Annotated in this window: 15 protein-coding genes; 9 read left to right on the top strand and 6 right to left on the bottom strand. The window is 75.9% G+C overall.

Going from position 1 to position 25,373, the window contains the following annotated elements; translation table 11 throughout:
• The first annotated feature begins 152 nt into the window (after nt 1-152).
• The 4 genes from ACQP2H_RS18515 to ACQP2H_RS18500 all read left to right on the top strand — a co-directional run bounded on the left by ACQP2H_RS18515 (nt 153) and on the right by ACQP2H_RS18500 (nt 4,548).
• Nucleotides 153-839, top strand: a complete 687-nt coding sequence (locus ACQP2H_RS18515) for a (Fe-S)-binding protein (RefSeq protein ID WP_208566784.1) — start codon at nt 153-155, stop codon at nt 837-839.
• Nucleotides 836-2,287, top strand: a complete 1,452-nt coding sequence (locus ACQP2H_RS18510; RefSeq protein WP_219462954.1) for a lactate utilization protein B — start codon at nt 836-838, stop codon at nt 2,285-2,287. Before ACQP2H_RS18515 ends, ACQP2H_RS18510 begins: the two co-directional genes overlap by 4 nt.
• Complete coding sequence (locus ACQP2H_RS18505; RefSeq protein WP_219462952.1) at nt 2,277-2,798, top strand: LutC/YkgG family protein; 522 nt, start codon at nt 2,277-2,279, stop codon at nt 2,796-2,798. The genes ACQP2H_RS18510 and ACQP2H_RS18505 overlap by 11 nt, the downstream gene beginning before the upstream one ends.
• A 166-nt stretch (nt 2,799-2,964) precedes the next feature.
• Nucleotides 2,965-4,548 carry a DUF4139 domain-containing protein gene (locus tag ACQP2H_RS18500; RefSeq protein ID WP_363822776.1) on the top strand — a complete coding sequence of 528 codons (1,584 nt, stop codon included), beginning with the start codon at nt 2,965-2,967 and terminating at the stop codon, nt 4,546-4,548.
• A 49-nt stretch (nt 4,549-4,597) separates the two neighbouring features.
• Here ACQP2H_RS18500 and ACQP2H_RS18495 read toward each other — a convergent pair whose 3' ends face one another.
• The 3 genes from ACQP2H_RS18495 to ACQP2H_RS18485 all read right to left on the bottom strand — a co-directional run bounded on the left by ACQP2H_RS18495 (nt 4,598) and on the right by ACQP2H_RS18485 (nt 8,979).
• The gene (locus tag ACQP2H_RS18495; RefSeq protein WP_219462948.1) at nt 4,598-6,130 is read right to left on the bottom strand and encodes a polysaccharide deacetylase family protein; all 1,533 of its coding nucleotides are present in this window, start codon (nt 6,128-6,130) and stop codon (nt 4,598-4,600) included.
• Nucleotides 6,131-6,242: 112 nt separating this feature from the next.
• Nucleotides 6,243-7,619 (bottom strand): glycosyltransferase family 2 protein, encoded by a 1,377-nt coding sequence (locus ACQP2H_RS18490; protein WP_357534247.1) that lies wholly within the window; start codon nt 7,617-7,619, stop codon nt 6,243-6,245.
• Nucleotide 7,620: 1 nt separating this feature from the next.
• A complete protein-coding gene (locus tag ACQP2H_RS18485; RefSeq protein WP_363822772.1) occupies nt 7,621-8,979 on the bottom strand; it encodes a nucleotide sugar dehydrogenase in 1,359 nt (452 codons plus the stop codon).
• A 609-nt stretch (nt 8,980-9,588) separates the two neighbouring features.
• Between ACQP2H_RS18485 and ACQP2H_RS18480 the strand changes: the two genes are divergently transcribed.
• The 5 genes from ACQP2H_RS18480 to ACQP2H_RS18460 are packed head-to-tail and all read left to right on the top strand — an operon-like array spanning nt 9,589 to nt 21,772.
• Nucleotides 9,589-10,464 (top strand): DUF4132 domain-containing protein, encoded by an 876-nt coding sequence (locus ACQP2H_RS18480; RefSeq protein WP_208566777.1) that lies wholly within the window; start codon nt 9,589-9,591, stop codon nt 10,462-10,464.
• Entirely contained in the window at nt 10,461-15,209 is a 4,749-nt protein-coding gene (locus tag ACQP2H_RS18475; protein WP_433228222.1) for a hypothetical protein, read from the top strand. The genes ACQP2H_RS18480 and ACQP2H_RS18475 overlap by 4 nt, the downstream gene beginning before the upstream one ends.
• Nucleotides 15,206-16,369 (top strand): AAA family ATPase, encoded by a 1,164-nt coding sequence (locus ACQP2H_RS18470; RefSeq protein WP_208566775.1) that lies wholly within the window; start codon nt 15,206-15,208, stop codon nt 16,367-16,369. Before ACQP2H_RS18475 ends, ACQP2H_RS18470 begins: the two co-directional genes overlap by 4 nt.
• Nucleotides 16,353-19,904, top strand: coding sequence for a vWA domain-containing protein (locus ACQP2H_RS18465; RefSeq protein ID WP_433228220.1), 3,552 nt, complete (start codon nt 16,353-16,355; stop codon nt 19,902-19,904). Before ACQP2H_RS18470 ends, ACQP2H_RS18465 begins: the two co-directional genes overlap by 17 nt.
• A complete protein-coding gene (locus ACQP2H_RS18460) occupies nt 19,901-21,772 on the top strand; it encodes a hypothetical protein (protein ID WP_357534254.1) in 1,872 nt (623 codons plus the stop codon). Before ACQP2H_RS18465 ends, ACQP2H_RS18460 begins: the two co-directional genes overlap by 4 nt.
• 59 nt (nt 21,773-21,831) lie before the next feature.
• Here ACQP2H_RS18460 and ACQP2H_RS18455 read toward each other — a convergent pair whose 3' ends face one another.
• The 3 genes from ACQP2H_RS18455 to ACQP2H_RS18445 are packed head-to-tail and all read right to left on the bottom strand — an operon-like array spanning nt 21,832 to nt 25,369.
• Entirely contained in the window at nt 21,832-22,101 is a 270-nt protein-coding gene (locus tag ACQP2H_RS18455) for a phosphopantetheine-binding protein (RefSeq protein ID WP_219462926.1), read from the bottom strand.
• The gene (locus ACQP2H_RS18450; RefSeq protein ID WP_433228218.1) at nt 22,101-22,322 is read right to left on the bottom strand and encodes a phosphopantetheine-binding protein; all 222 of its coding nucleotides are present in this window, start codon (nt 22,320-22,322) and stop codon (nt 22,101-22,103) included. Before ACQP2H_RS18450 ends, ACQP2H_RS18455 begins: the two co-directional genes overlap by 1 nt.
• Nucleotides 22,319-25,369 (bottom strand): non-ribosomal peptide synthetase, encoded by a 3,051-nt coding sequence (locus tag ACQP2H_RS18445; RefSeq protein ID WP_433228216.1) that lies wholly within the window; start codon nt 25,367-25,369, stop codon nt 22,319-22,321. The genes ACQP2H_RS18450 and ACQP2H_RS18445 overlap by 4 nt, the downstream gene beginning before the upstream one ends.
• Nucleotides 25,370-25,373 lie beyond the last annotated feature (4 nt).

Below are 25,373 nucleotides of genomic sequence, written 5' to 3'. Positions count from 1 at the left end.
CACCGGACGTCCACCGGGGCCGGTGTGCCGTGGCGATCGGCGGGCCAGCCGCCCGCCCGGCCGCCGGGACCGCAGCACATCGCACCTCGCACCGGACGCCATAGATCATATACGATTTCTTCGATCGCGGCCGGGAGCGGTGAGGGGGCACGGTGCGCATCGCGTTGTTCGTCACCTGCCTCAACGACGCGCTCTTCCCGCGCGTCGGCATCGCCACCGTGACGGTGCTGGAGCGGCTCGGCCACACCGTGACCTTTCCCGCCGGGCAGAGCTGCTGCGGCCAGTTGCACGCCAACACCGGCTATCCGGGCCCGGCCCGCGCGCTGGAGCAGAGCACCGAGGCGGCGTTCGCCGGCCACGACGTCGTCGTCTCCCCGTCCGGTTCCTGCGTGGCCCACCTGCGGGCGCACACCCGACTGCCGGTGTACGAGCTGTCGGAGCTGCTGGTGGACGTGCTCGCGGTCACCGACGTGGGGGCCCGCTTCCCCTACCGGGTCACCTATCACCCGACCTGCCACGGGCTGCGGATGCTGCGGCTGGGCGACCGGCCGCTGCGGCTGCTCGGCGCGGTGCGTGACCTGGAACTGCTGGGCCTGCCCGAGCCGGAGCAGTGCTGCGGCTTCGGGGGCACCTTCGCGCTCAAGAACGCCGCCGTCTCCGGTGCCATGCTCGCCGACAAGTGCGCCCACGCGGTGGCCACCGGGGCCGACTACCTGGCCGCCGCCGACAGCTCCTGCCTGGCGCACATCGGTGGTGGTCTGGCCCGCCGGCCCGGCGCCCCGCGACCCGTCCACTACGCCGAGATCCTCGCCGCGACCGGGGCCGGAGCGGTGGGATGAGCACCCGACACCCCCCGCCGGGCCGGCAGTTGCCCATCGTGGCCGTCACCCCGTTCCCCCGGGCGGCGGCCGGTGCGCTGCGCGACGCCCAACTACGGGCCAACCTGGGCCGGGCCACCCGCACCATCCGGGAGAAGCGGGCCGCGGTGGTGGCCGAGGTGCCCGACTGGGAGCAGCTGCGCGACCGGGCGGCCCGGGTCAAGGACGACGTGCTCGACCGGCTGCCCGAGCTGGTGGACCGGTTCACGCGGGCGGCCACCGCCGCCGGGGCGACCGTGCACCACGCCACGGACGCCGCCGCCGCCAACGCGGTGGTCACCGACCTGGTCCGGGCGCAGGGCGTCGACCAGGTGGTGAAGGTCAAGTCGATGGCGACCCAGGAGATCGGCCTCAACGAGGCGTTGGCGGCGGCCGGGGTGACGGCGGTGGAGACCGACCTGGCCGAGCTGATCGTCCAACTCGCCGACGACACCCCGTCGCACATCCTGGTGCCGGCGATCCACTACAACCGGGGGCAGATCCGGGAGTTGTTCGCCCGGCGGATGCCCGGCTTCCACGCCGACTCGGACGATCCGGCGGTGCTGGCCGGTGCCGCCCGGGACTATCTGCGGCGTACCTTCCTGGCGGCCCGGGTGGCGATCTGCGGGGCCAACTTCGCGGTGGCCGAGACCGGCTCGTTGGTGGTCGTCGAGTCCGAGGGCAACGGCCGGATGTGCCTGACCCTGCCGGACACCCTGATCGCCGTGGTCGGGGTGGAGAAGCTGCTGCCCCGCTTCGCCGATCTCGGTGACTTCCTGCGGCTGCTGCCGCGCTCGTCGACCGGCGAACGGATGAACCCGTACACCTCGATCTTCACCGGGGTGACCCCCGGCGACGGGCCGCGTCGGCTGCACGTCGTGCTGCTGGACAACGGCCGACGCCGGGTGGCGGCCGACCCGGTGGGCCGGGCGGCGTTGCGCTGCATCCGCTGCTCGGCCTGCCTGAACGTGTGCCCGGTCTACGAGCGGGTCGGCGGCCACGCCTACGGCTCGGTCTATCCCGGGCCGATCGGGGCGATCCTGTCGCCCCAGCTCACCGGGCAGGACGCCGGCCACAACGCGACCCTGCCGTACGCCTCGACGCTCTGCGGGGCCTGCTACGACGTCTGCCCCGTCAAGATCGACATCCCGGCCATCCTGGTCCACCTGCGCCAGACGGGGCCGAAGCCGGCCGCCGAACGCGTGGCGATGGCGTGGCTCGCCTGGACGATGCGTGACCGTCGGCGGTGGCGGGCGGCGCTGCGGGCGGCCCGCTCCGGCGGCCGGCCCCTGCGGGTGCTGGGCCGGCGGCACGACGGGCGGCTGCGCCGCGCCCCGTGGCCCCTGTCGGCGTGGACGACGCACCGCGACGCCCCACTGCCCGCCGAGGAGTCCTTCCGCGACTGGTGGCACCGCACCCATGACTCCTGAGCTGACCGCGCTCTTCGTCGCCCGGGCCGGGGACCACCACGCCGGGGTGCACCCCTGCACCCCGGCGGAACTGCCCGGGCTGCTCGCCACCCTGCTCGCCGGGGCGACCGCCGTGGTGCTGCCGCCCGGGACACCACCGCAGTGGACCACCCGGCTCGGCCCGCCCACCCTGGCCGGCGACACGCTCACCGCCACCGAGCTGGACGCCCCCGGCCTGTCCGTGCTCACCGGCTGCGCACTCGCCGTCGCCGAGACCGGCACCCTGGTCCTCGACGGGGGCGCGGCCCAGGGCCGCCGGTTGCTGACCCTGGTCCCCGACCACCACGTCTGCGTGGTCCGCGCCGCGCAGATCGTGGCCGACGTGCCCGACCTGGTGATCGCGCTGCCCGACCCCACCCGCCCCCTGACGATGATCTCCGGCCCCTCCGCGACCAGCGACATCGAGCTGAACCGGGTGGAGGGCGTGCACGGCCCCCGCCGCCTCGATATCGTCTGCCTCCCCCCGGGGTAGCCGGGCCGGGCCCACCGGACCCCGCCATGATCGCGCTCGATCCGTGTCGTAGTGGCATCCGGCCGCGCGACGGAGGGGACCACCTCCGGGATCGAGCGCGATCAAGCGGTTCCCGCCACGGACCGGCAGCGCGGGCCACGAGCGCACCCCGGCTACCCTCGCCGCCGTGGACGCTGTGGAGATCGAAGCACCCGTCGTCGCGGTCACCGTCTATCCGGACCGGGCCCGGGTCACCCGCCGGGGGAGCACCCGGTTGACCGCCGGGGAACACCGGATCCGGATCGCCCCCCTGCCGCTGCGGCTGCGCCGGGACTCCCTGCGCACCGGGGGCGGGGGCGCGGTCACCGTCCTCGGGGTGGAGGTGAGCACCTGGCGGCAGCCCCGCAGCACCGACGGTCAGGTCGACGCGCTCACCCGGCGGGCCCGGGAACTGGCCGACGCCCTGGCCGAGGTCGACGACGACGCCGAGGTCGAGACGCAGCGACGACAGTTCCTCACCCGGCTGGCCGACCGGGCCGGCGGCACGTACGCCCGCACGCTGGCCGCCGGTGACACCGCCCCGACCGACGTGGCCACCTTCGCCGACGCGGTGGCCGCCCAACTCGCCGAGTCCCACCGCCGTCGACGTGGGCTGGCCCGGCAGCGCACCGAGCTGACCGAGGAGTTGGCGGCCGTCGAACGGGAGCTGGCCGCCGCGAACGGCAAACGGGAACCGGACCGGCTGGCCGCCGAGGTGACGGTGGCGGTGGACGCCGACGACACCGACGTGGACCTGGAGCTGAGCTACCTGGTCGACGGGGCACGCTGGGAATCCTCCTACGACCTGCGGCTGGTCGAGGAGACCATGACGGTCACCTGGTTCGGTCTGGTCACCCAGGACACCGGCGAAGACTGGCCGCAGTGCGCGCTGCAACTCTCGACCGCCCGGCCGGCGGCGGCTGCCGGCGTACCCGAGTTGTCGCCCTGGTATCTCGACCGGGTCCGGCCGGTGCCGGTGCCCCGGACGGCGGCGAGCTTCGGCGCACCACCGCCCCCCGCGCCCGCCGCCGCCCCGGCCGGTGGTGGTGGGGTGGCCCGCGCGGGCGCCCCGCGCCCCGTGGTGCGGGAAAGCGTGGCCGAGGTCGAGCAGGGGGTCACCGCGGCCACCTACCGGCCGGCCCGCCCGGTGGCGGTGCCCGCCGACGGCAGCGCCTACCGGGCCGTCATCGCCGTGCTGGACCTGCCGGTCCGCCTCGACCACGTGACCGTGCCGGTCCGGGCCGCCGAGGCGCACCTGCGGGCGACGGTCCGCAACACCTCGGCGCACACCCTGCGCGCCGGCCCGGCGGCGGTCTTCCACGGTGCCGACTTCGTCGCCGCCACCCGGCTGCCGACGTGGGCGCCCGACGAGGAGACCGAGCTGGCGCTCGGGGTGGACGACCGGGTCCGGGTGGAACGGGAGCTGACCCGGCGGGCCGACACCCGGGCCGCCCTCGGCTCCACCCGGCGGCGGGACGTGGAGTACCGGATCAGCGTGGCCAACCACACCCCCAGGCCGGCGACCGTCGAGGTCCACGACCAGCTGCCGGTCTCCCGCGACGAGGCGGTGGCGGTCCGGGAGGCCGCCCTGACCCCGCCGCCGGACGAGCGTACCGAGCTGGGCGAGCTGACCTGGCGGTTGCGGCTCGGCCCGGGCGAGAGCGGCGAGATCACCCTCGGTTTCCGGGTCGAACTCGGCAAGGGGGTCGACCTGGCCGGCTGGCGGGAGTGACCGCCGCTCCCGCCGTGACCCGCCCGGCCGGCCGGGCGGGTCACGGCGGTCACCCGACGGCCGTCACGGTGAGCGCGGCGACCGACGGGTGGGGCCGCCCCTGCGCGTCGTCGATCGCGACGGCCAGCCCGCCGGTGGCCCCCGGCCCGGTGGGCGTGACCACCCGCAGGGCCGGGCCGCCGTCGACCCGGGCCACCGTCTCCCCGTCGCGCACGGTGACCGCGAGCCGGTGGGTGGCCGCCGGATCCAGCGCGGCCTCGGCGACCACCCGGCCGGCGCGCAGCAACGCCACCCGGCCGTGGGCCACCCGCACCGACACCGTGGCGTCACCGTTCACCCCGACCAGCACGGTCACCGTGCCGCCGTCGGCACGCAGGCCACGCACCGTGGCGTCGGCCGTGTAGCCGGTCCAGTCCGCGCTGGCGTACGCGAGCAGGGTGCCGTAGGCGCGGCGGGGGCTGTCGGCGGGGAACCGGCCGCCGGTCAGCGGGGACAGGTCGGTCATCGGCTCGCCGTGCTGGTCGCGCCAGTCCCAGGCGCGGGCGAACGGGTCGGTCACCCCGGCCGGCACACCCGTGCGTTCGACGACCGCGCTGACCAGTTCGGCGGCGTCGGTCGTGGCGTACACCTCGGCCCGCTCGACCTGCCCGTCGGCCGCCGACCGGCGGCTGCCCGGTTGCGGGGCGAGCGACTTGTTGGTCAGCGCGCCGACGAACCGGGCGGCGATCAGGTCGCGGCTGAACGCGGCGGCCTGCGGGTCGGTCGTCGCGTCCCCGATCTCGGAGAACGGGTACGCGAACAGGCGCGGCCGGGGCAACCCGTGGGTGGTGAACGCGGCGAACATCGCATCGAAGTCGGCGGTCAGCCGCTGCCGGTAGGCGGCCAGGCTCTCCTGGGTGCCGGTGGTCGGCTCCCACCGCCGGTGGGTCAGCGGGGAGCCGAGCCGCCCTGGCGCGGTCTGCACCCGGGTGTGCAGGTCGTGGGTGTGCGCCTGGAAGTCCCACCGGCCGGAGCGGCGCATCCGGTCGATCTCCGCCCAGCTCAGGTAGTACGGCCGGTGGGTGCCCACCTGCCCGGTGATCAGGTAGGAGGCGGCCACCATCCGGTGCCGGCGCAGGATCGGGTCGGCGTACGACCACAGGCCCCGGGTGCCGTCGTCGAAGGTGAGGTAGACCGAACGGGCCGGCACCTCGCCGCCGCGCAGGTAGTCGACGTACTGGGCCGAGGAGATCGTCCGGTAGCCGGCGGTGCGCAGTGCGGTGAGCTGGGCGTCGAACGCCTCCGGGGTGACCACGTAGTGTTCCCGGCCGCCCGGCGTGGTCGCCGCCGGGTCGTCGCCGTGCGGTCGGATGTCGTGGTAGGCCACCACCACCGGCGCGGCCCGCTCCGGCAGCCGCCCGGCCGTCTCGGCGAAGCGGCGCAGGTCGGCGGGGTCGACCCGGGTGACCGGGGTGTCGTGCTGCCCGCTGACGTGACGGCGCAGGTCGGCCAGGTACCAGGACACCCCGAAGGGCGCCGCCACCACCAGCAGGGTCACCAGCGACAGCAGTCCGCCGAGCGTGCGGGGCCACAGCCGGCTCACCGGAGCACCTCGCCCCGGGAGAAGACCACCGCGTAGAGCAGCACCAGCACCGCCGCCCCGGCGAGGGTGAGCGCCACCCGGGCCAGCCGGCTCAGCGACCGCCGCCCGGCGTTCACACCGTGCTCCGCGACCACACGCCACGCCGGATCGTCCCCACCGACCAGGGCAGCAACCAGGACAACATGGTGGCGGAGAGCACGCTCATCAACGGCCGGTACGCCCAGCGCGGGTCACCCGGGTTGTCCAGCCGGTAGGCCAGCCCCCACGCAGTGCCCTTGAGCAGCACCCCGCACAGGTAGAGCAGCGGCACCGCCCACCAGCCGCGCAGCGGCGCCCAGACCAGGTGGGAGAAGGCCATCGCCGGGGCCAGCGCCACCCACAGCGCGTGTCCGTAGTAGAGCGCGGCCGGGCCGGGCCCCCGCCGCCACATGAACGTGCCGGTGAAGAACAGGTTCCGCACGTAGCTTTTCTTCCAGCGGGTCTGCTGACGCAGGAACGGCCGCAGCCGGGCCGGCACGGTGGTCCACACCTTCGCCGAACGCACGTAGCCGACCCGCCAGGCGCGGGGCGGGTGGTCCTCGTCGCGGACGAACGGCGAGTCGGCGAAGCGCGCCTTGAGCCGGTCGCCGATCCAGCGTTGCCCCAGCACGTAGCCGGTGAGCTGCCGGTCGGTGGCGAACCGGAACTCGCCGCCGAGGAACCGGTCGGCCGCCCAGGCGGGCAGGTAGTTGAGCACCGCCTCCCGCCGGAACACCGCCAGCGGGCCGGAGACGCAGGTGACCGCCCCGAACGACGCCTCGGCAGCCTTGGAAACCCGGAACTGGCCCTCGTACCAGACGTCCTGGACCCGGGTGAGCAGCGACTCGTCGGGGTTCAGCGCGCGGGCGTGGCCGCTGACCGCGCCGAGGTCGGGTTGCCGCAGCAGGGCCTCGACGCAGCGGCCCAACGCGTCCGGGGCGAGCACGCAGTCGGAGTCGGTGAAGGCGAGCACGTCGCCGGTGGCGTGTCGGGCGGCGTGCACCAGGGCCCGCTTCTTTCCGACGTTGCGCGGCAGGTGCAGCACGGTGACCGGGAGTTCGGCGGCCAGCCGGTCGAGCACCTCGGCGGTGCCGTCGGTGGAGCCGTCGTCGACCACGATCACCTGCAACGGGCGGACGTCGCTGCCGGTCATCGACCGCACGCACGCCTCGATGCCGTCCGCCTCGTCCTTCACCGCCACCAGCAGGCTCACCGTCGGGGCCGGCGGCAGCGGCGGGAAGGAGGCGGTGTGCCGGGGCTGCGCCGGGGCCTCGGCGGGGTCGACGTAGCGGGCGTAGGCCAGGTAGAACACGGCGACGGTGGCGGTGAGCACGGCGAAGCCGTAGAACGCCAGCAGCGGGGCGTACGGCAACTGGGGCAGTTGCCGGGCCAGCAGCACGATCAGCGGCAGCAACGCGAGCACGGTGAGCAGCCGGCGCAGGCCACGCCGGACGGGGGCGGTCACCGGCATCTCAGACGACCTCCCGCCGGGGCAGCCCGGCCAGCCGGTAGGTGGCGTCGAGCACCATCGGCTGCCCGCGCAGCCACGCCTGGTCCAGGCCGGACTGGCGGGTGTGCACGACCACCAGGTCCCACTCCCGGTCGGCCGGGTCGGCGACCCGGTGCAGGGTCTGGCCGTCGGGGGTGCGGACCGTGTCGACGAGCTCGTCGACGAAGCCGACGTCCGCGCCGGCCCGGACCAGCTCACCGATGATCTCCAACGCCGGGGACTCCCGTACGTCGGCCACCCCGGGCTTGTAGGTCACCCCGGCGAGCAGCACCCGGGCGCCGAGCAGGGGGCGGCCGGCCCCGGCGAGCAGTTCCCGGATCCGGTCGACGACCCGGCGGGGGCGGGCGGCGATGCCCCGCATCGCGGTCTCGATCAGGGGCGCCTCGCGGCGTTGGCCGCGTACCTGCCACAGCAGGTAGTGCGGGTCGCAGGGGATGCAGTGCCCGCCCACCCCGGGGCCGGGCTGGAAGGCCATGAACCCGTACGGCTTGGTGTCCGCCCCGTCGATCACCTCGGTGACGTCCAGGTGCAGGTCCCGGCAGAGGTCGGCGAACTCGTTGGCGAGGGCGATGTTGACCGCCCGGAAGGTGTTCTCCAGCAGCTTGGTCATCTCGGCGGCCTCGGGGGAGCCGAGCCGGTGCACCAGGGGGGTGATCCGGGACAGCGCGGCGGCGGCCCGTGCGGTGCAGTCCGGGGTGGTGCCGCCGACGACCCGGGGGGTGAGTTCCTGGCGGTGCCGGTCGTTGCCGGGGTCGACCCGTTCCGGGGCGAAGGCCACGAAGACCTCCTGCCCGACCCGCAGGCCCCGGGCGGCCAGCGGCGCGACCAGCAGCTCCCGGGTGGTGCCGACGTAGCTGGTGGAGGTGAGCACGATGGTCTGGCCGGGGCGGGCGTGGGCGACCACCGCCGCGCAGGCCGCCCGCAACGCGGCGAGGTCGGGGGCGAGGTGCCGGTCGACCGGCGTGGGTACGCAGATCAGCACCGTGTCGGCGTCGGCGATCTCACCGACCGCGGTGGTGAGGCGCAGCGCGGGATCGGTGGCCCGCAACGTCTCCCGGAGTCGGTCGTGGTCGTCGTCGAGCAGGTCGGCGCGACCGGCCCGGATGTCGTCGAGCCGGTCCGGTGAGATGTCCACCCCGATCACCCGGGAGCCGCTGGCGACCAGGGCCAGGCTGGTCGGCAGGCCCACGTAACCGAGGCCCACCACGGCGGTACGCGCCCCGGGGGCGGTGGTGGCGGTGGCCGGCTCCGGTGGCGCGGCCGGGGCCGTCGGGGCGCTGGTCGGGACGTCGGACCGGGCGGCGGGCAGAAGCTGCGACATGGTCGGTGACCCTCACGGACGGTGAACGGGGATGACCCAAGAGTGCGACTAGCCCACCCCCGTCGGCTGTCCGACGAACAGTCGTCACGAAGCGAAAAGGCTACGGTCGGTGACTGTCCTTTCGGTCAGTTTTCGGCGTGTTACCTGCCCGGAAGCGGTGTTGCCACCTGGAAGTCCTGACCGGCGGTGGTCTCCGGCGCATCATGGGTCCCGCCCGTCCCACCGCTGTCACCGGTCGGTGCGGAGTAAGAATCATCACTGGCGGTGAGCCGTCGATCGTGCGCAACCCGCCGGGGCCGGCGGTCCGACCGGTCGGCCGTTCCCCGGCTCCACGGCCCCGCGTGTCGCCCCGGGAGCGCCCGGGCGGGACGGGTGCGATCCGGCGATCCGTGTGGTTCACCGTCTCTGCCGCCGCCTGGGGCGACGGGCGGGCGTGGTGTCGCCCGGCTGCTCCGACGGGTACCCCGGGCACCCCCGTCGATGGTCACCCACGGTGACGCAGCGGTGCCGGCTGCTGGGTGCCGCCGCGTGACGGGACGACGGCCCGGCTTTGTCGCCCGGGTGGGCTAGCCTCCGGTGTCTTAACCCACCGAGCCATGGGGTGTCCACATGGGATGGTCAGAGGTGTCGGGTGGCTACCAGGTCACTCTCCGCGATGGTGATGTCGTCGCCCGGAACGCCAAGGGACGGGAACTCCGTTCCGTGCCGGCGTCCCTGCGCGACGATCCGACCGTGGTGGGGCTGCGTCAGCTCACCGAGTGGCTGACCCGGCACGAGGGCCAGTGCCGCACGGACATCGAACGCTGGATGGTGCGTTCGCTGCCGGTGCCGGTCGCGGTCCTGACCGAGGTGTGGCCGGACGAGGCGTGGCGCACCGCGCTGACCGACCTCGTCGTCGTGGTGCTCGACGACGACGGCCACCGGGACCCGGACGGCGTGGGTCTGCTCCGCGAGGTCGGCGACGGTCAGGTCGGGCTGGTCGACCTCGACGGTGACTCCGTCCGCCGGGCCGCCCGACGGATCGTCATCCCCCACCCGGTCACCCTCGACGACCTCGACGACCTCCGGGAGTTCGCCGCCGAACTCCAGGTCCGCCAGTCCGTCGACCAGCTCTTCCGGCAGACCTGGGTCCGGGGGCCGCAGGTCGACGCGACGGCGACCCGGTTCGGCGACTACGCCGGCGGCCGGTACGACCAGCTGCGCCACCTGACGGCCCGCGCGACGAAGCTCGGCTACCCGGTGCGCGGCGGCAACGCGGTGTGCCGGATCGTCGAGGACGGGCGCACCGTCGAGGCCCGGTCGTGGGTCGGCGCGGAGGACCCGTACTTCGAGACCGAGACCGGTGACCTCGTCTTCACCGACCGGCACGGCACCGCCCTGCCGCTGGGCGCGGTCGGCCCGGTGGCCTGGTCGGAGGGAACCCGGATGGCCGCCGCGCTGTACGCCGGCCGGGTCGTGGCAGCAGAGCAGGAGGAGGACCGGTGAGCATCGACGCGATGGACCTGTTGGAGGCGGGCGCGGTGCTGCCCGTCGGCACGGTGGTGGCCAAGGACGACACCACCGACACCCTGACCGCCCGCCGGTACACCCACCCCGTCCTCGCCGGACGGACCGTGGTCCGGCTGGTCAGCGAGGCGCTGGGCGAGGCCGAGGACCTGTCCATGGAGTTCCTCGGCTTCGACCGGCCGCAGCGGGTGACCCCGGTCGGCGTGGTCCGCCAGCAGGCGCTCGGCTTCCCGGCCTGGGCGCTGGTCCACGACCCGGCCAACGGGCACCACGCCCTGGCCCTGGTCAAGGAGATCGAGCGGCTGGCCCGTACGGCGCGCTCCCGGGTCGGCCCGGCCAAGGACGGCTTCAACGCCCTCGGGGAGCGGCTGGCCCGGTCGGTGCCGCACTTCCTGCCCACGTTCTACGAGGAGGCCGGTCGGGCGTTCCTCGCCGCCGACAGCGTCACCCACGCCGCGAGCATGTTCGGCAAGGCCCGCGACGCCGAACGCGCCTACGGGCTGACCATCGACGAGGACCGCCAGCACGCCGTGTTCCTGGAGTTCGCGCTGGCCGGGGCGCTGACCGCGAAGGCGCTCTCCGGTCACGCCCGGGACCTCGCGACCCGGCGTTCCGCCGCCGACGCGTACGCGATGTTCCTGCGGCTGTGCGTGGAGCGCACCCTGGGTGGCCTGCCCCCGTACGCGGCGATGCACACCGACCTGCGCCGGCTGGCCCGCGCCGCCGGGCTCGACCCGGCCGCCGAGGACGAGCGGGTACTCGGCGAACTGTTGGCCGCGCCCGCGCTCAACCGGGCGCCGGAGGCGTTCTGGAACGCCTACCGGGCGTCGTTGGCCCGGCTCGCCGCGAACGATCCCGCCCTGCGCGGCCGGCTGCTCGGCCTGACCCCCCAGCACTGCGGCGACGACGTCTGGCTGGAGGTGCTGGAGTCGGCCGGCGCCACCCAGGCGCTCACCGGGCCGGCGGGCGGCGTCCCCGCCGAGGCCGAGTCGCCGGACGGACCCGCCGGCTGGCTGCGCCGCTTCGACGAGCACCGGGAACGCCGCTCGTGGCGGGTCCGCAAGCGGCACCCCGGGCTGCTCGCCCTGGTGGACCGGATGGCGGGACGGCTCAAGGCCGACGGGGTGCCGGTCGTTCTCTGCCGCGCCCACGACGCCGTGGACCTCGACCTGCTCGACACCTGCCTGGCGCTGGGGGTGCCCGTCGCGGATCCGGCCGACGACGTCCGGCACCGGCTGGACAACTGGTTCTCCGACGACACCGACGGCCGGCGTGACCTGGTCGCCGTCGCCGCCGACCCCCGGTTCCTGCCGATGCTGCTCGAGGGCGTCGAACGGCGACTGCGCACCGGCGCGCGCGACCAGCGCGACCCGACGCCCCGGGTACGGGAGATCGTCGCGGTGCCCGGCCTGCGGACCGCCCTGCGCAGCTGGCTGGACGCCCTCGCCGACGCCGTCGGGCGGCAGGGGCTGCCGACACTCGACCAGCACCTCGACCGGGTCGGTACCGTCGCCTGCCCGACCGGCTTCGCCGTCAACCCCGACGCGGTACGCCGACTCGTCGACCACGACCTCGGCCCGGTCCTCGGCCGTACGCTGCGCTCCGGCCTGCTCGACGAGTACGGCTGGCCCGCCCTGGACACCGCCGCCGAACGGCTCACCGAGTCGACCACGGACGTGCAGCTCACCGGGCAGTGGCCGAACCTGCTGCTGCTCACCGGCGACCTGGTGACGGTCATCGGGCCGGACGCCGTGGAGCAGGAACACCTGATGCGGATCCCGGCCGGGGAGAACCGGTACCGCTGGCGGCTGGTGCTGCGCCACGTCGACGGGCAACTGCTGGTCTGCTGGGACCGGGGCCGGGACCGGGCCGCCTACTGGAGCGGCACCCCGGACGACGTCTTCACCCTCGCCGACGACGCCTTCACCACCTACCCCCAGCTGTCGCTGCCGCTGCCCGGCGGCGGGCGCACCATGGGGCGGCGTCCGTTGCGGGTCGGCGACCGGGCCGAGCGAACCGGTGGCCGGGTCATCAGCGACGGCACCACCTACTGGCTACGCGCCGCCGACCACCCGCTGGGCTGGCAGGAGTACGACCCCACGACGGGCGAGCGTGGACGGTTCTCCCGGCCGACGTTCTTCGAGGACGGCACCGTCGACGGTCGACCCCTCGACGCCGGCGCGTCCTGGCTGCGCCCCACCGAGTCGTCCGACAGCCCGCTGGGCCGCGCCGACGGGCTGGCCGGCTGGCGGGTGCGGCGCGGGGCGGACGGCGGCTGGTCCGGCGAAGCCGTGAACGGGCGGTCCTTCGCCCTGCCGGCGGGTGCCGCCGACGGCAGGCTCGCGGCGGCGGTGCGGTTCCCCGGCGCGGACACCACCTTCGGACTGCTGCACGGTGGCCGGGGCGCCAACGGCGAGCTGCTGCTCTGCGCCGAGGACGGCTTCCTGCTCGGGCGCTACCCGTCCGGCGGTGAGCGGTCCGCCTTCGCCGCCGGCAGCCGGCTGGTGCCGCCGCCGGAGTACTGGCACTTCCTGCGGCCCCGCGACGAGGTCGGCTCGGCGGCGCTGCGCGACGTCACCGACGCGCAGGCCGGCGCCCTGCTGGCCGACGCGGCCGGGCTGGACGCCGCCCAGGTGCGGGCCCTGGTCGGCCGGCACCTGCCGCAGCTCACCGCGCCCGCCCTCGTCGCCGGGGTCGCCGGGCTCGTCACCCGGGCCGCCGAGCAGGTGACGCGGCTGCGGACGCTGGCCGCCGTGCTCGACGGCGAGCAGGACAACGCCCTGCCGGCGCAGGAGGCCCCGACCGGGTCACCGGCGGTCGACCGGCTGCTCTCCGAAGGGCTCGCCGGGCTGATCCAGTACTGCTACGCCGCGGAGGACAGCTCCCTGCGGCTGATCTCCCGCGCGGGTGCCGCGCTCACCGGCACCGACCCGACGCCTGCCGCCCGGGTCCAGCTGGACGGTGACCTCGACTGGTTCGACCTGCTGGGGGTACTGCCGGCCGCGATGTACCGGGCGGTGGCCCCGATCTGCCTGTCCGAGGTCCGTGAGGCGCTGCTGACGCTGCTGGAGGTGTGCGCCCGTTCCGGGCTCCTCGCCCCGGGCAGCCGACTGCGGCGGATCACCCTGGTCGCCGACGGTAACCAGCCGCTCGACCACGTCCGGGGACAGGTGCTGACCGAGGCCGGCCGGAGGTTGCTGGTGCTCGCCGTCGACACCGACGACCGTGAACTCGACGTGCTCGACTGGACGCCGACCGGACGGTTCTCGGCGGTGTCCGGCTTCCGGATCACCGAGGAGCGGATCCTGCCGACCGGTGACGTCACGCCGCAGCGGATCGACGAGTTCGTCCGGCTCGCCCGGGCCAACGAGCCGATGGAGTGGCAGCCGGAGTGGGCCCGCACCCTGTCCGACGCGGCGGGCATGAGCTACTCCGAGGCGGTGCTGCTGCTGGCGGGCCTGCCCCGGCTCGTGTGGGAGAGGGCCCCCGCCGAACTGCTGACCATCCTGGAACTGCCCGACCCGGCCGCCCCCGCCGCGGCGGCCCGGTTCTGGGGCACCGGCGGTCGCGGCCGGCAGGTCTTCGCCAACCTGCTCGGGCGGCTGATCCCCGAGGACGCGGCGCGGCTGTGGGTCGACGGGCCCCGGCAGGATCTGATCGTCGAGGAGTGGGTGCGGCGGCACGGGCCACGGCGACCCGTGTCCGACGAGTTGATCGTTCAGGTGGACCGGGCCGGGGTGACCAGCCCGCTGCCGGCCTCGACGGTGCTCCACTGGGTCGCCAACGCGGCCACCGGCCGGTGGCTGGCCGGGTCCGGCACCGGTGTCGACGACGACGACGCGCTGATCGCGCTGACCAGGACGCTGCCGTGGCTGGCGTACCACCTGGCCGTCGACGACCCGATCCGGGCGGCGCTGCCGGTCGCCGCCGACCTGGCCCGGCAGCGGTTGGCCGACCCCGGCTTCACCGTCTTCGTCGGGCACGTCGACGGCACGAAGCTGCCGGCGTTCACCGCCGCGTTCGGCCTGCCGGTGACGACCGGCCCGGCCGGCACCGAGGTCGGCCCGGTGCTGATCCCGCCGACCGACCGCTGGCACCGGGTCCGGTTGTACCCGTCCCGGCTGTCCGCAACGGACGATCCGGCGGTGGCCGTGCTGCGGGCCCGCCTCGACCACGTCAACGAGCAGCTGCTCGCGGCGCTGCGGGCGCTGGTCGGCGGCCAGCTCACCGAGGTGGTGTCGCACGTCGTCCCGGCGATGGACGACGGCTTCGCGCAGGACCCGACCCGGTCCGACCCTGAACTGGTCGCCACGGTCGCCACGACGCTCGGGCTGGGTGCCGACGCCGCGGCGCTCTACCTGCAACTGCTCGCCCTGCCCGACCCGACCGACCGCAACGTCGCCCGGTGGACCGGCTGGAAGCCGGCCCGACTCAAGGCGGCCCGCGCCGAGCTGGCCGCGACCGGTCACGTCGTGGTGGCGAAACGGCCCCGGGCCGGGCGGTCGCTGTTCCTGCCCGGCGGCTGGTTGGCGCTCAAGGCGCCGCTGCTGCCGCTGGAACGGTGGAAACTCCCGCTGCTGATCGGGGGCGAGGGTGGCGTGACCGCCCTCGGCATCGTCTCCCCGGTGGCCCCACCGCCCCGCCTGTTCGCGCTCGCCTGGGCCCGGCTGCGCGACGGCGACGCACCCCGCTTCGACGATCTCGTTACGGAAGGCCGCCGATGACCACCACGACCACCCCGACGGCGCGTCAGGTCGAGCCGGCCGAACACGCCCACGCCACCGAGCTGGCGTTCCTCGCCGCGTACGACGACGGGGCCCGGCCGCCGGGCTGGCGGTTGACCCCCCGTGCCGTCGTCACGTTCATCGTCGGCAGCGCCGGTGTCCCGCTGGAACTGCCCCGACAGGCCCGCCGTGACGACCTGCCCCGCACCCTGACCGTGGCCGCCAAGTTCGTCGGGGAACGGGCACTGGTCGAACGCTGCGTCGTCACCCTCGCCGGGGAGCGGGGCCTGCTGCTCGTCGGCGAACCGGGCACCGCCAAGTCGATGCTGTCGGAGCTGCTGTCCGCCGCGATCTGCGGCAGCAGCGAACTGGTCGTGCAGGGCACCGCGGGCACCACCGAGGACCAGCTCCGCTACGGCTGGAACTACGCGCTGCTGCTCGCGCACGGGCCGAGCGCCGCCGCGCTGGTGCCGTCGCCGATCCTGTCCGCGATGCGTACCGGCGCGGTGGCCCGGGTGGAGGAGATCACCCGCTGCCTGCCGGAGGTCCAGGACGCGCTGGTGTCCATCCTGTCCGACCGGCGGATCGCGGTGCCCGAGCTGTCCGGCACCGCCGACGCCACCGTCCCCGCCGCGCCCGGGTTCACGCTGATCGCCACCGCCAACCTGCGTGACCGGGGGGTGTCGGAGATGTCGGCGGCGCTCAAGCGCCGGTTCAACTTCGAGACCGTCGGCCCCATCGGTGACCTGGCCCAGGAGATCGCCCTGGTGCAGCGGCAGGCCCGCGCCACGCTGGAGCGGGTGCAGGCCCCCTTCGCGGTCGACGAGGCCGTGCTGGAGGCCCTGGTCACCGCGTTCCGGGACCTGCGCGCGGGTCGGTCGGTCGAGGGCTGGGAGGTGGAACGGCCCTCCACCGTGATGAGCACCGCCGAGGCGGTGGCGGTCGCATCGTCGCTGGCGCTGGCGGCGGCCTACTTCCCCGGCGACCGGGACGTGTTGTCGCTGCTGCCGGGTCACCTGCTCGGCGTGGTCCGCAAGGACGACCCGGCCGACGGGGCCAAGTTGCTCGGCTACTGGGACGGCGCGGTGCGGCGGCGGGCCGAGGACGGTGCGCGGCTGTGGCGGCAACTCTGGGAACTGCGCGATGTCCTCGCCGACTGAACCGCCGTCCCCGGCCGGGCCGCCGTCGCCGCGCGCCGCGCAGGTGCCCGCCGGGCCACCGGCGGAACCGGTCGACCCCACGGTCGCGGTCACCGCGCTGGCCGGGCACCGGCGGCCCTACCTGATCGGGGTACGCCACCACTCGCCCGCGCTGGCGGTGGCCCTGCCCCGGCTGCTGGCCGGGTACCGGCCCGAGGTGCTGCTCCTGGAACTCCCACCGGAACTCGGCGAGTGGCTGCCGTGGCTCGCCGACCCGGCCACCACCGCCCCGGTGGCGCTGGCCGGGGTGGTCGGCGAGGGCGGGGGACCGGCGTTCTACCCGTTCGCCGACTTCTCCCCGGAACTGGTGGCGGTGCGCTGGGCCGCCCGTAACGGGGTTCCGGTCGTACCGTGTGACCTGCCGTTGGCGGACGCGGCCTGGGGGGAACGCGAGCCGGGTGCCGCCCCGACGCCGGGCTTGTCGTTCGCCGACGCGCTGCGCGCGGCGGGCAGCGGGCGGGCCGACGAGGACCTGTGGGACCGGTCGGTCGAGGCCCGCGCCCCGGGCGCCGACCCGGAGGCGGTACGTCGGGCGGCGCTCGCGGTCGGCTGGGCGATGCGGGCCGACGCCGAACGGGGGACCGGGGTGTCCCCCCTCGACCTGCGGCGGGAGGCATGGATGCGGCAGTGCCTGGCGGAGGCGGGGCAGCGTCGGGTCGCCGCCCTGGTCGGCGCGTTCCACGCCCCGGCGCTGCTGACCGGTGCGCCGGCCCCGTCCCGGGCCGGCCCGGCCGGTGCGTCGTCGGTGGTGACGTCGCTGGTGCCGTACACGTTCGGGTTGCTCGACGCCCGGTCGGGCTATCCGGCGGGCATCCGCGATCCGCAGTGGCAGCAGTCGGTCCTCACCGCCGCCGGCGACCCCGCCGCGGTCGAGTCGGCCACGACCGCCGCCGTGGTGGCCGTCTGCGCGGCGATCCGGCGGGCCGGCCACCCGGCCGGTCCCGGCGAGGCCCGGGAGACGGTCCGGCTCGCCCTCGACCTGGCCCGACTGCGCGGCCTGCCCGCACCGGGCCGGGGTGAACTGGTCGAGGCGATCCAGAGCGTGTTGGCCCACGGCGAGGTGCTCGGTCGGGGTCGGGCGGTGGCCCGCGCGATGGAGGAGGTACTCGTCGGGGACCGGCGCGGCGCGCTGGCCCCCGGTGCCCCCCGCTCCGGGCTGGCCCCGGCGGTGCGGGAACTGCTGGCCCGGTTGCGACTGCCCGGGGCCGGCGACCCGGCCAGGGAGCTGCGGTTGGACCCGTTGCGTTCGCCGCTGGACCGGCGGCGGGAGATCACCCTGCACCGGCTGACGGTCTGTGGCGTCGGCTACGCCACGCCGGTCGCCGGCACGGGGGTCGGCGGGGTCGACCCGGTCACCACCCGCTGGCGGGTGGAGTGGTCGCCCCGGACCGAGGCGACCATCGAGGTGGCCGGGCTGCACGGGGTGACCCTCGGCCAGGCCGCCGAGGGCGCGTTGGTGCAGCGGCGACGGCGGGAGCGGGCCGCGGACGGACCGACGGTGACCGCCCTGATCGCCGGGCTGGAGGACGCCGCCCGGTGCGACCTGGCCGGGTTGGCCGCCCGCCGGCTCGCCGAGGTGGCGGTCACCGTACCGGCCGAGGGCACCCTCGGTGAACTGGTCGCCGCGTTGGCGCTGCTCGACCGGTTGCGCCTCGGCCACCTGCCGGGCACATCGGAGCTGCCGGCGGACGAACTGGGCCGGGTCGTCGAGGCGTTGGAGAGCGCGGCGGTCCGGCAGGTCGACGGGCTGCTCGGCGCCGAGGACGTATCCGACGCGGAGGCGTTGGCAACGCTCGCCCAGCGGGCCGACGTCGCCGGGGCGGGGCTGCGCCTGGCCGACTGCCTGGCCCGGCTCGCCACCGGGGGTTCGCCGCTGATGGCCGCCGCCGCCGGGGCGGTCCAGGTCCTGCTGGGCCTGCGGGAGCCGGCCGCCTACGGACGGCTCGTCACGTCCTGGCTGGACACCGCGACGACGCCCACCGGACGCCAGCAGTTGCAGGGCCACCTGACCGGGTTGCTGGTCGCCGCCGAACCGCTGCTACGGGCCAGCGACGAGGTGCTCGACGGGCTCCTGGAACGGGTCGAGACCCTGCCCGACGAGGAGTTCCTCATCCGGCTGCCGGCGCTGCGCGCCGGCTTCCACGTGGTCAGCCCGGCCGGGCGGGACCGGCTGCTGGACGTGGTCCGGGAACGACTGGACGACACCGGTCCGACCGCCGACGTCGCGGTGCTCGACGACCCGGACGCCCTGCTGGTCCGGCTGCACGCCGACGCGGCGGGCCGCCGGGCGCTCCTGGCGCAGGGTCTGCTCGCCGCCGAGCCGGCGGACCCGTCGCCGCAGCCGCCGACGGTCACCGACGCGACGCGGCCGGCCGTCCGGCGTACCCCGGCCGGTGGGTTGTCGACAGTGGACCGGTGGCGGCTGGTGCTCGGCCGGGAGTCGACCCGGGTCGGGCCGCGCGCCCGCCGCTACGCCACCGCGCTCGACGAGCTGTACGGGGCCGGCCGGGGTGAGGGGGCCGGTGCCGAGGCGGCCGGTCGCGCCGGCCGGGAGGCGTCCTTCCCCGGCGTACGGGAGTGGGCGCAGGAACTGTCCGCCCTGTTCGGCCCCGGGGTGCGCGAGGAGGTGCTGGCCCGGGCGGTGGAGGCGGGCCGGCTGGACGCGGTCACCGAACTGGACCCGGCGGCGGTGCGCCCGTCGGTCGAGCTGCTCCGTGACGTGCTCACCCTCGCCGGTGGGCTGCCGGAGTCCACGGTGGCGCGGCTGCGCCCGCTGGTGGCCCGGATCGTGGCGGAGCTGACCCGGCAGTTGGCCGCCCGGCTGCGCCCGGCGTTGACCGGGTTGACGACCCCCCGCCCCACCTACCGGCCGGGTGGCCCGCTGGACCTGCCCCGGACGCTGCGCGCCAACCTGACCACCGCCCGCCGCGACGGGCAGGGCCGGGTGACGCTGGTGCCGGAGCGGCCGGTGTTCCGGACCCGGGCCCGCCGGGGGGTGGACTGGCGGCTGGTGCTCGTCGTCGACGTCTCCGGCTCGATGGAGGAGTCGGTGATCTGGTCGGCGCTCACCGCCGCGGTGCTGGCCGGTGTCCCGGCGCTGAGCACGCACTTCGTCGCCTTCTCCACCGAGGTGGTGGACCTGACCGAGCGGGTGGACGACCCGCTGGCCCTGCTGTTGGAGGTCAGCGTCGGCGGGGGTACGCACATCGCGGCCGGGCTGCGCTACGCCCGGTCCCTGGTCACCGTGCCGCAGCGGACGATGGTGGTGGTGATCAGCGACTTCGAGGAGGGGTACCCGATGGGTGGTCTGCTGGCCGAGACCCGGGCGTTGGTGGAGGCGGGCTGTCAGGTGCTGGGCTGTGCCAGCCTGGACGACACCGGCCGTCCCCGCTACTCGGTCGCGGCGGCGGGTCAGCTGGTCGCGGCGGGGATGCCGGTTGCCGCGTTGAGCCCGCTGGAGCTGGCCCGGTGGGTCGGCGAGCAGGTGCGGCGGTGACCGGCCTGCCGCCGGTGACCGCGCCGGTGCTGGCCGAGGCCCTGGAGGCGCTGCCCGCCCGGCTGCGCCGCAAGGTCGACGACGCGGTCGCCCGGGCCGCTGGCTGGCCGGTCACCGGCACGGACGGCGGGGCGACGGTCCGGGTCGACGAGGCGACCACGGTGACCCTGGTGACGGCCGACGGGGTGGTGCGCCGCGCCGCCGACGCCCGGTGCAGTTGCCTGCTCGCGCCGAACTGCCTGCACCGGATGGCGGTGCTCGCCCTGGCCCCGGTGGACGACGCGGCCCCGGTGGACGACGCGGCTGCCATGAACGACGCGGCCCGGGTGGACGACGCGGCCGCCGGCCGGCCCGTCGATCCGGCTTGCGCGACCGAACCGCCCGCCGGGGTGACCGGTGACGCGGTGGCGGAGGGTGCCGGGTCGCCGCCCGCGCCCACCGAGCGGCAGCGGGCCGCCGCCGACGGGCTGTGGCAGGTGGGCGTGGCGGTGCTCGGGGCGGGGATCGTCGGCTGCGGGGTGGTGCTGCGGACCGCCCTGCTGCGGGCGGTGCACGAGGCCCGGGCCAACGGCCTGCACCGGGCTGCCGCGGCCGGCACCCGGGTCGCGGCCGGGCTGCGGGCCGCCCGGGAGGGCGAACCCCAGCACCGGCTGGCCGACCTGACCGACGACCTGCGGGAGCTGCTGGCGGTGTCCCGCCGGCTGCGCGGGGAGACGCCGGCCGGTGACCTCGGCGCGTTGCTGGGCACCGCCCGGCGGACCTACGACCCACAGGCCGGCCTGCGACTGTACGGGCTCTGCACGGTCCCGGTGGTGGCCGATTCCGGGTACGCCGGGGTGGTCACCTACCTGGCGGACCGCGACGGTCGACTCTGGACGGTCGCCGATCTCGCCCCGGGTGACGCGGGCCGGGCCGCCGGCGCGGGTGACGCGACCGTGGCGGTGGGCGAGTCGGGGCTCAGCCACCGGCAGCTCACCCGGGCCGGGCTGGTGGTGTCCGGCGGCACCGCCTCGGAGTCGGGGCAGTTGGGTGCCGGGCGGGCGGTCCGGGCGGCGCGGGCCGCCGGGGTGGGCTGGGCCGAGGAACCCCTCGCCGGGCTCTGGGCGCAGCCCCTGCCCGACCAGGTCCGGCGGGCCTTCGGCGCGGTGACCCTGCCGTTGCCGGAGCGCCCGGCCGGTGCCGACCTGCTTTTCCTGACCGTACGGGTGCTGGGTGGGCACGACCACACCGTCCTGGTCGACACCGCCGACGGGGCGGTCCTGACGCTGACCGTCGCCGACGAGCACGCCGCCCTGCCGCACCGGGCCAACCTGCGCCTGCTGGGGCAGGCGGTGGGGGCGCGGCTGCGCCTGGTGGGTCGGCTCGATCCGACCCGCCGGGCGACCGTCCAGGCGCTCGCCGTGGGACCGGTCGACGACGACGGGCCGGGGCTCACCCTGCCGGCGAGCTGGGCGGGTCACGCCGATCTCGGCTACGACCGGCTGCACACGAGCCAGCTCAGGACGGGGGACGCTGCGGCGGTGCCACCGCCCGACCGGCTCGCGGCCCCGGACCCGGCCGTGCCGCGTCCCCGGCTCGGCGATCCCGCCCTGGAGTCGTTGCGCCGGCAGGTGGAGCGGGTCGTCTCGGGTGGCCGGGCGATCCAGGCGTTGGCCGACCCGACGGAACGGAAGCTGCGGCTGGCCCGCCTGGACCTCGGCGCGCACCTGCTCGCCGCGATGGGATCGGCGGCCCGGGCCCGACCCCGGGATGCCTTCGGGCGGCTCACCGACGACGACGGGCAGGCGTTCGCCGCGTCCTGGCTGGCGTTGGCGGTCTACGAGGAGGCGGCGTCTCGGGCGTCGGCGGAGGCGTCCTGGCTGCCGTGACCGTCCACGCCCGGCCGGGTCATCCGCCTGTCGGCCCGGCCCCGCCCGGGTCGGGCCGGTCAGCGGGCGTCGTCGGATACGGCGGTGGACAGCAGCGTGACCAGGTCGTCGAGGGTGTCCAGGGGCCGGCCGGGACCGTTCAGCTCGACCTCGACGTCGTACTCCAGCTCGATCGCGTCGACCATGCGGAGCAGGCCGAGCGAGTCGACGCCGAGAGCGACCATCGAGCCGCCGGTGAGCAGGTCGGTGGCCGCGACGTCGCCGCCGGTGGCCTCGCTGACCAGGTCGGCGAGCCGCCCCCGCAGGTCGGTGGTGTCGTTGGTGTCCATCAGCGCTCCTTCACGGACGGCCGGACGATCTCGGCGATCTCGGCGATGGTGGGGGTGTCGAAGAAGGCGTCCAGGGGCACCTCGACGCCGAGTCGTTGCCGGATGCGGCCACTGATCCGGGTGATCGTCAGCGAGTGGCCGCCCAGGTCGAACAGGTCCTCGTGCACGCCGATGTCGGGGATCCGCAGCACCTCCTGCCAGATCAGCCGCAGCTGGGTCACCACCGGATCGTCGTCCCCGACCGGCATGACGGCTGCGCCCGGTGCCGGGTCGCCGGGCGACCCGTCGGTTCCGGTGGTGCCGGGCGTGCCGGTGGTGCCGGGTGCTCCGGTGCCGGGCGCGAGGATGGTGCCGGGGGGCGTCGCGGTGCCGGCCGGGGGCGTCGCGGTGCCGGCCGGGCGGGTGGGGTCGGTGACCGGTGGCCGGGGGGGTCCACGGTGAGGTCCCGGGCGGCCAGGGCGGCCCGGTCGACCTTGCCGTTCGGGCTCGACGGCAGCCGGTCGAGCGGCACGAAGTCGGTCGGCAGCACGGCCTGCGGCAGGCTCGCCGCCAGGTGCCGGCGCAGCTCGGCCGGTGCCGGGTCGGTGCCGGTGCGGGCCACCAGGTAGGCGACGAGCCGGGGCCCGTCGGCGTCCGGACGCAGCACCGTCGCCGCGCCGGCCACGGCCGGATGGTCGAGCAGCCGGGCGTCGATCTCACCCAACTCGATCCGGTGTCCCCGGATCTTCACCTGGTCGTCGGTGCGGCCGAGGAAGTCCAGCCGCCCGTCGGGCAGCCACCGGCAGCGGTCGCCGGTGCGGTAGAGCCGCTCCCCGGGCCGCCCGAACGGGTCCGGCACGAACACCTCGGCGGTCCGGTCGTCGCGGCCGAGGTAGCCGGCGGCCAACCCGACGCCGGCCAGGTGCAACTCACCCGGCACCCCGATCGGCACCGGTCGTCCCGAGGTGTCCAGCAGGTACGCCCGCACGTTCGGCAGCGGCCGTCCGATGGTGACCTCGTCGGGATCGGCGGGGACGTCGGCCATCGTGGCGTACACCGTCGCCTCCGTCGGGCCGTACCCGTTGATCAGGCGGCTGGTGCGGGCCCGCAGGTCCCGGGCGAGGGCGACCGGCAGGGCCTCCCCGCCGGTGACCGCGACCAGCGGCGGGGTGGGCCCGGCGGCGTCCGGTGCGGGCGTGCCGAGGCCGGCCTCCAGCAGCACCCGCCAACCCGACGGGGTGGCCTGGGCGTGGGTCACCCCGGCGGTGTGGACCAGCCGCAGCACACCCGCGCCGTCGAGGGGGCCGACCGTCGAGGCGACGACCACCCGGCCGCCGGTGACCAGCGGCAGGAAGACCTCCACGGTGGAGATGTCGAACGACAGCGAGGTCAGGTGCAGCCACCGGTGCGCCGGGCCACTGCCCAGCAGGTCCCGGACGCCCAACAGCAGGTTGGTCAGCGCCCCGTGCCGCACCGACACACCCTTGGGTCGGCCGGTCGAGCCCGAGGTGTAGAGCACGTAGGCCAGGTCGTCGGCGTCCGGCGGCACGGCGGGGGTGACCGGCGTCGGCCCGGTGAGCAGGTCGATCCCGTCGAGGGCGAGGGTCGGCCAGGTCAGCGCGGTCACCGTCGGCGTCACCACCAGCGTGGGGGTGGCGTCGGCGAGGACGAGTTCCCGGCGGGCCGGCGGGTGCTGCGGATCCACCGGCAGGTACGCGGCCCGGCAGCGCAGCACCGCCAGTAGGGTGACCACCGCCCGCCAGGACCGGTCCAGGGCGACCGCGACGAGTGACCCGGGCCCGATCCCACGTTGGCGCAGCAGCCCGGCCAACCGGTCGGCGGCGGCGTCGAGCTGCGCGTAGCTGAGGATCAGGTCGTCGTCGACCACGGCCGGCGCGTCCGGGTCGGCGGCGACCCGGGCGGCGAACAGGGTGGGCACGCTCGCCCCGGCGGGGTACGCCCGGCCGGTGTCGTTCCACTCCCGGGTGACCCGGTCGAGTTCCTCGGCGGGCAGCACCGGCAGCTGCGCCACCGGCCGGTCCGGGTCGGCGACCACGGCGGCGAGCAGGGTACGCAGGTGCGCCCCGACGCGGCGTACCGCGTCGGTCGGGATCGCCGCCGGGCTGTGCTGGAGGCTGACCGTGGGGCCGGTGGGGGCGTCCACGATCTGTACGTGCAGGGCGTTGCGGGCGGCGCCACCGAACAGCGTCCAGTCGACCGCTGCGGTCACCCCGGGGAAGACCGGTTCCGCGCCGCGACGCCGGTAGCCGACGCTGACCGGGGTCACCGCCGGGGCGGGCCGCAGGCCGGGCACCGCGTGGGCCAGCGGCACGGCCCGGTGCCGGTACACCTCGCGCAGCCGGACCCGCACGGCGCGGGCGTACGCGCGGAACGTGCCGTCGGCCGGGTCGACGGTGACCGGCAGTTCGTTGACGAACAATCCGATCCGGTCGGCCTGCTCGGGGGTGCGGGTGGACAGCGCCACCCCGACCGGCGTGCCCTGGTTGCCGTACCGCCCGAGCAGGGTGTGCAGCGCGGCGAACAGCAGCTCGAAGCGGGTCACGCCGAGCGACCGGGCCGCCGGGTCGAGGCCGTCGACCACGTCGGCGGGCAGCGTCACCTCGACGGCGACGCCGGGTTCGGCGCCGGTGGGTAGCCGGCGCAGGCCGGGCAGCACCACGTCGCCGGGGCCGGACCAGTGCCGCGCCCAGAAGTCGCGGGCGGCGGGCAGGTCGACGGCGATCCGCTGCTGCTCGACCGCCGCGCGGCCGGCGTGGTCGTCGCCGGGCTGTTCCGGGCCGGTGTCGGCGGGCCGCACCGGGCCGGCGGACCGGGCGGCGGCGTATCCGGCGGCCAGGTCGTGGACCAGCACGTCCTTGGAGGTGCCGTCGAAGACCAGGTGGTGCGCGGTGACCAGCAGCAGGTGGGCACCCGTCGTCCCGGTCAGCAGGGTGAACCGGGCCAGCGGGCCGGTCCGCAGGTCGTACGGCCGGGCGATCTCCTCGGCGACCCGGGCGTCGGTCAGCTCCCCGAAGGTGACCGCCGGGCGGGTGTCGGCCGGCGTCAACCGGGGGGTGCCGTCGTCGTCGGTGCCGACCCGGGCGGCCAGGACCGGATGCCGGGCGACCGTCGCCGCGCACGCCGCGACGAGGGCCGCCCGGTCCAGCTCCGCGCCGAACCGGATGCCCAGCGCCATGTGGTACGCCGTGCCGGCGACCCCGGCCTGTTCGGTGAACCAGACGGCGTGCTGCGCGAAGGTCGCCTCGGCGGTGCCCACATGCTCTCCCATGGTC

The sequence above is a fragment of the Micromonospora sp. CA-248260 genome (assembly GCF_050942205.1).
Lineage (GTDB): Bacteria > Actinomycetota > Actinomycetes > Mycobacteriales > Micromonosporaceae > Micromonospora > Micromonospora antibiotica.
This window is presented reverse-complemented; position numbering and strand designations above follow the sequence as displayed.

Excerpts from the sequence above, each read along its gene's own strand:
- ACQP2H_RS18480 (WP_208566777.1), top strand. The coding sequence starts at position 9,589 with ATGGGATGGTCAGAGGTGTCGGGTGGCTACCAGGTCACTCTCCGCGAT.
- ACQP2H_RS18485 (WP_363822772.1), bottom strand. The coding sequence starts at position 8,979 with ATGTCGCAGCTTCTGCCCGCCGCCCGGTCCGACGTCCCGACCAGCGCC.
- ACQP2H_RS18510 (WP_219462954.1), top strand. The coding sequence starts at position 836 with ATGAGCACCCGACACCCCCCGCCGGGCCGGCAGTTGCCCATCGTGGCC.
- ACQP2H_RS18505 (WP_219462952.1), top strand. The coding sequence starts at position 2,277 with ATGACTCCTGAGCTGACCGCGCTCTTCGTCGCCCGGGCCGGGGACCAC.
- ACQP2H_RS18445 (WP_433228216.1), bottom strand. The coding sequence starts at position 25,369 with ATGGGAGAGCATGTGGGCACCGCCGAGGCGACCTTCGCGCAGCACGCC.
- ACQP2H_RS18465 (WP_433228220.1), top strand. The coding sequence starts at position 16,353 with ATGTCCTCGCCGACTGAACCGCCGTCCCCGGCCGGGCCGCCGTCGCCG.
- ACQP2H_RS18470 (WP_208566775.1), top strand. The coding sequence starts at position 15,206 with ATGACCACCACGACCACCCCGACGGCGCGTCAGGTCGAGCCGGCCGAA.
- ACQP2H_RS18455 (WP_219462926.1), bottom strand. The coding sequence starts at position 22,101 with ATGGACACCAACGACACCACCGACCTGCGGGGGCGGCTCGCCGACCTG.
- ACQP2H_RS18490 (WP_357534247.1), bottom strand. The coding sequence starts at position 7,619 with ATGCCGGTGACCGCCCCCGTCCGGCGTGGCCTGCGCCGGCTGCTCACC.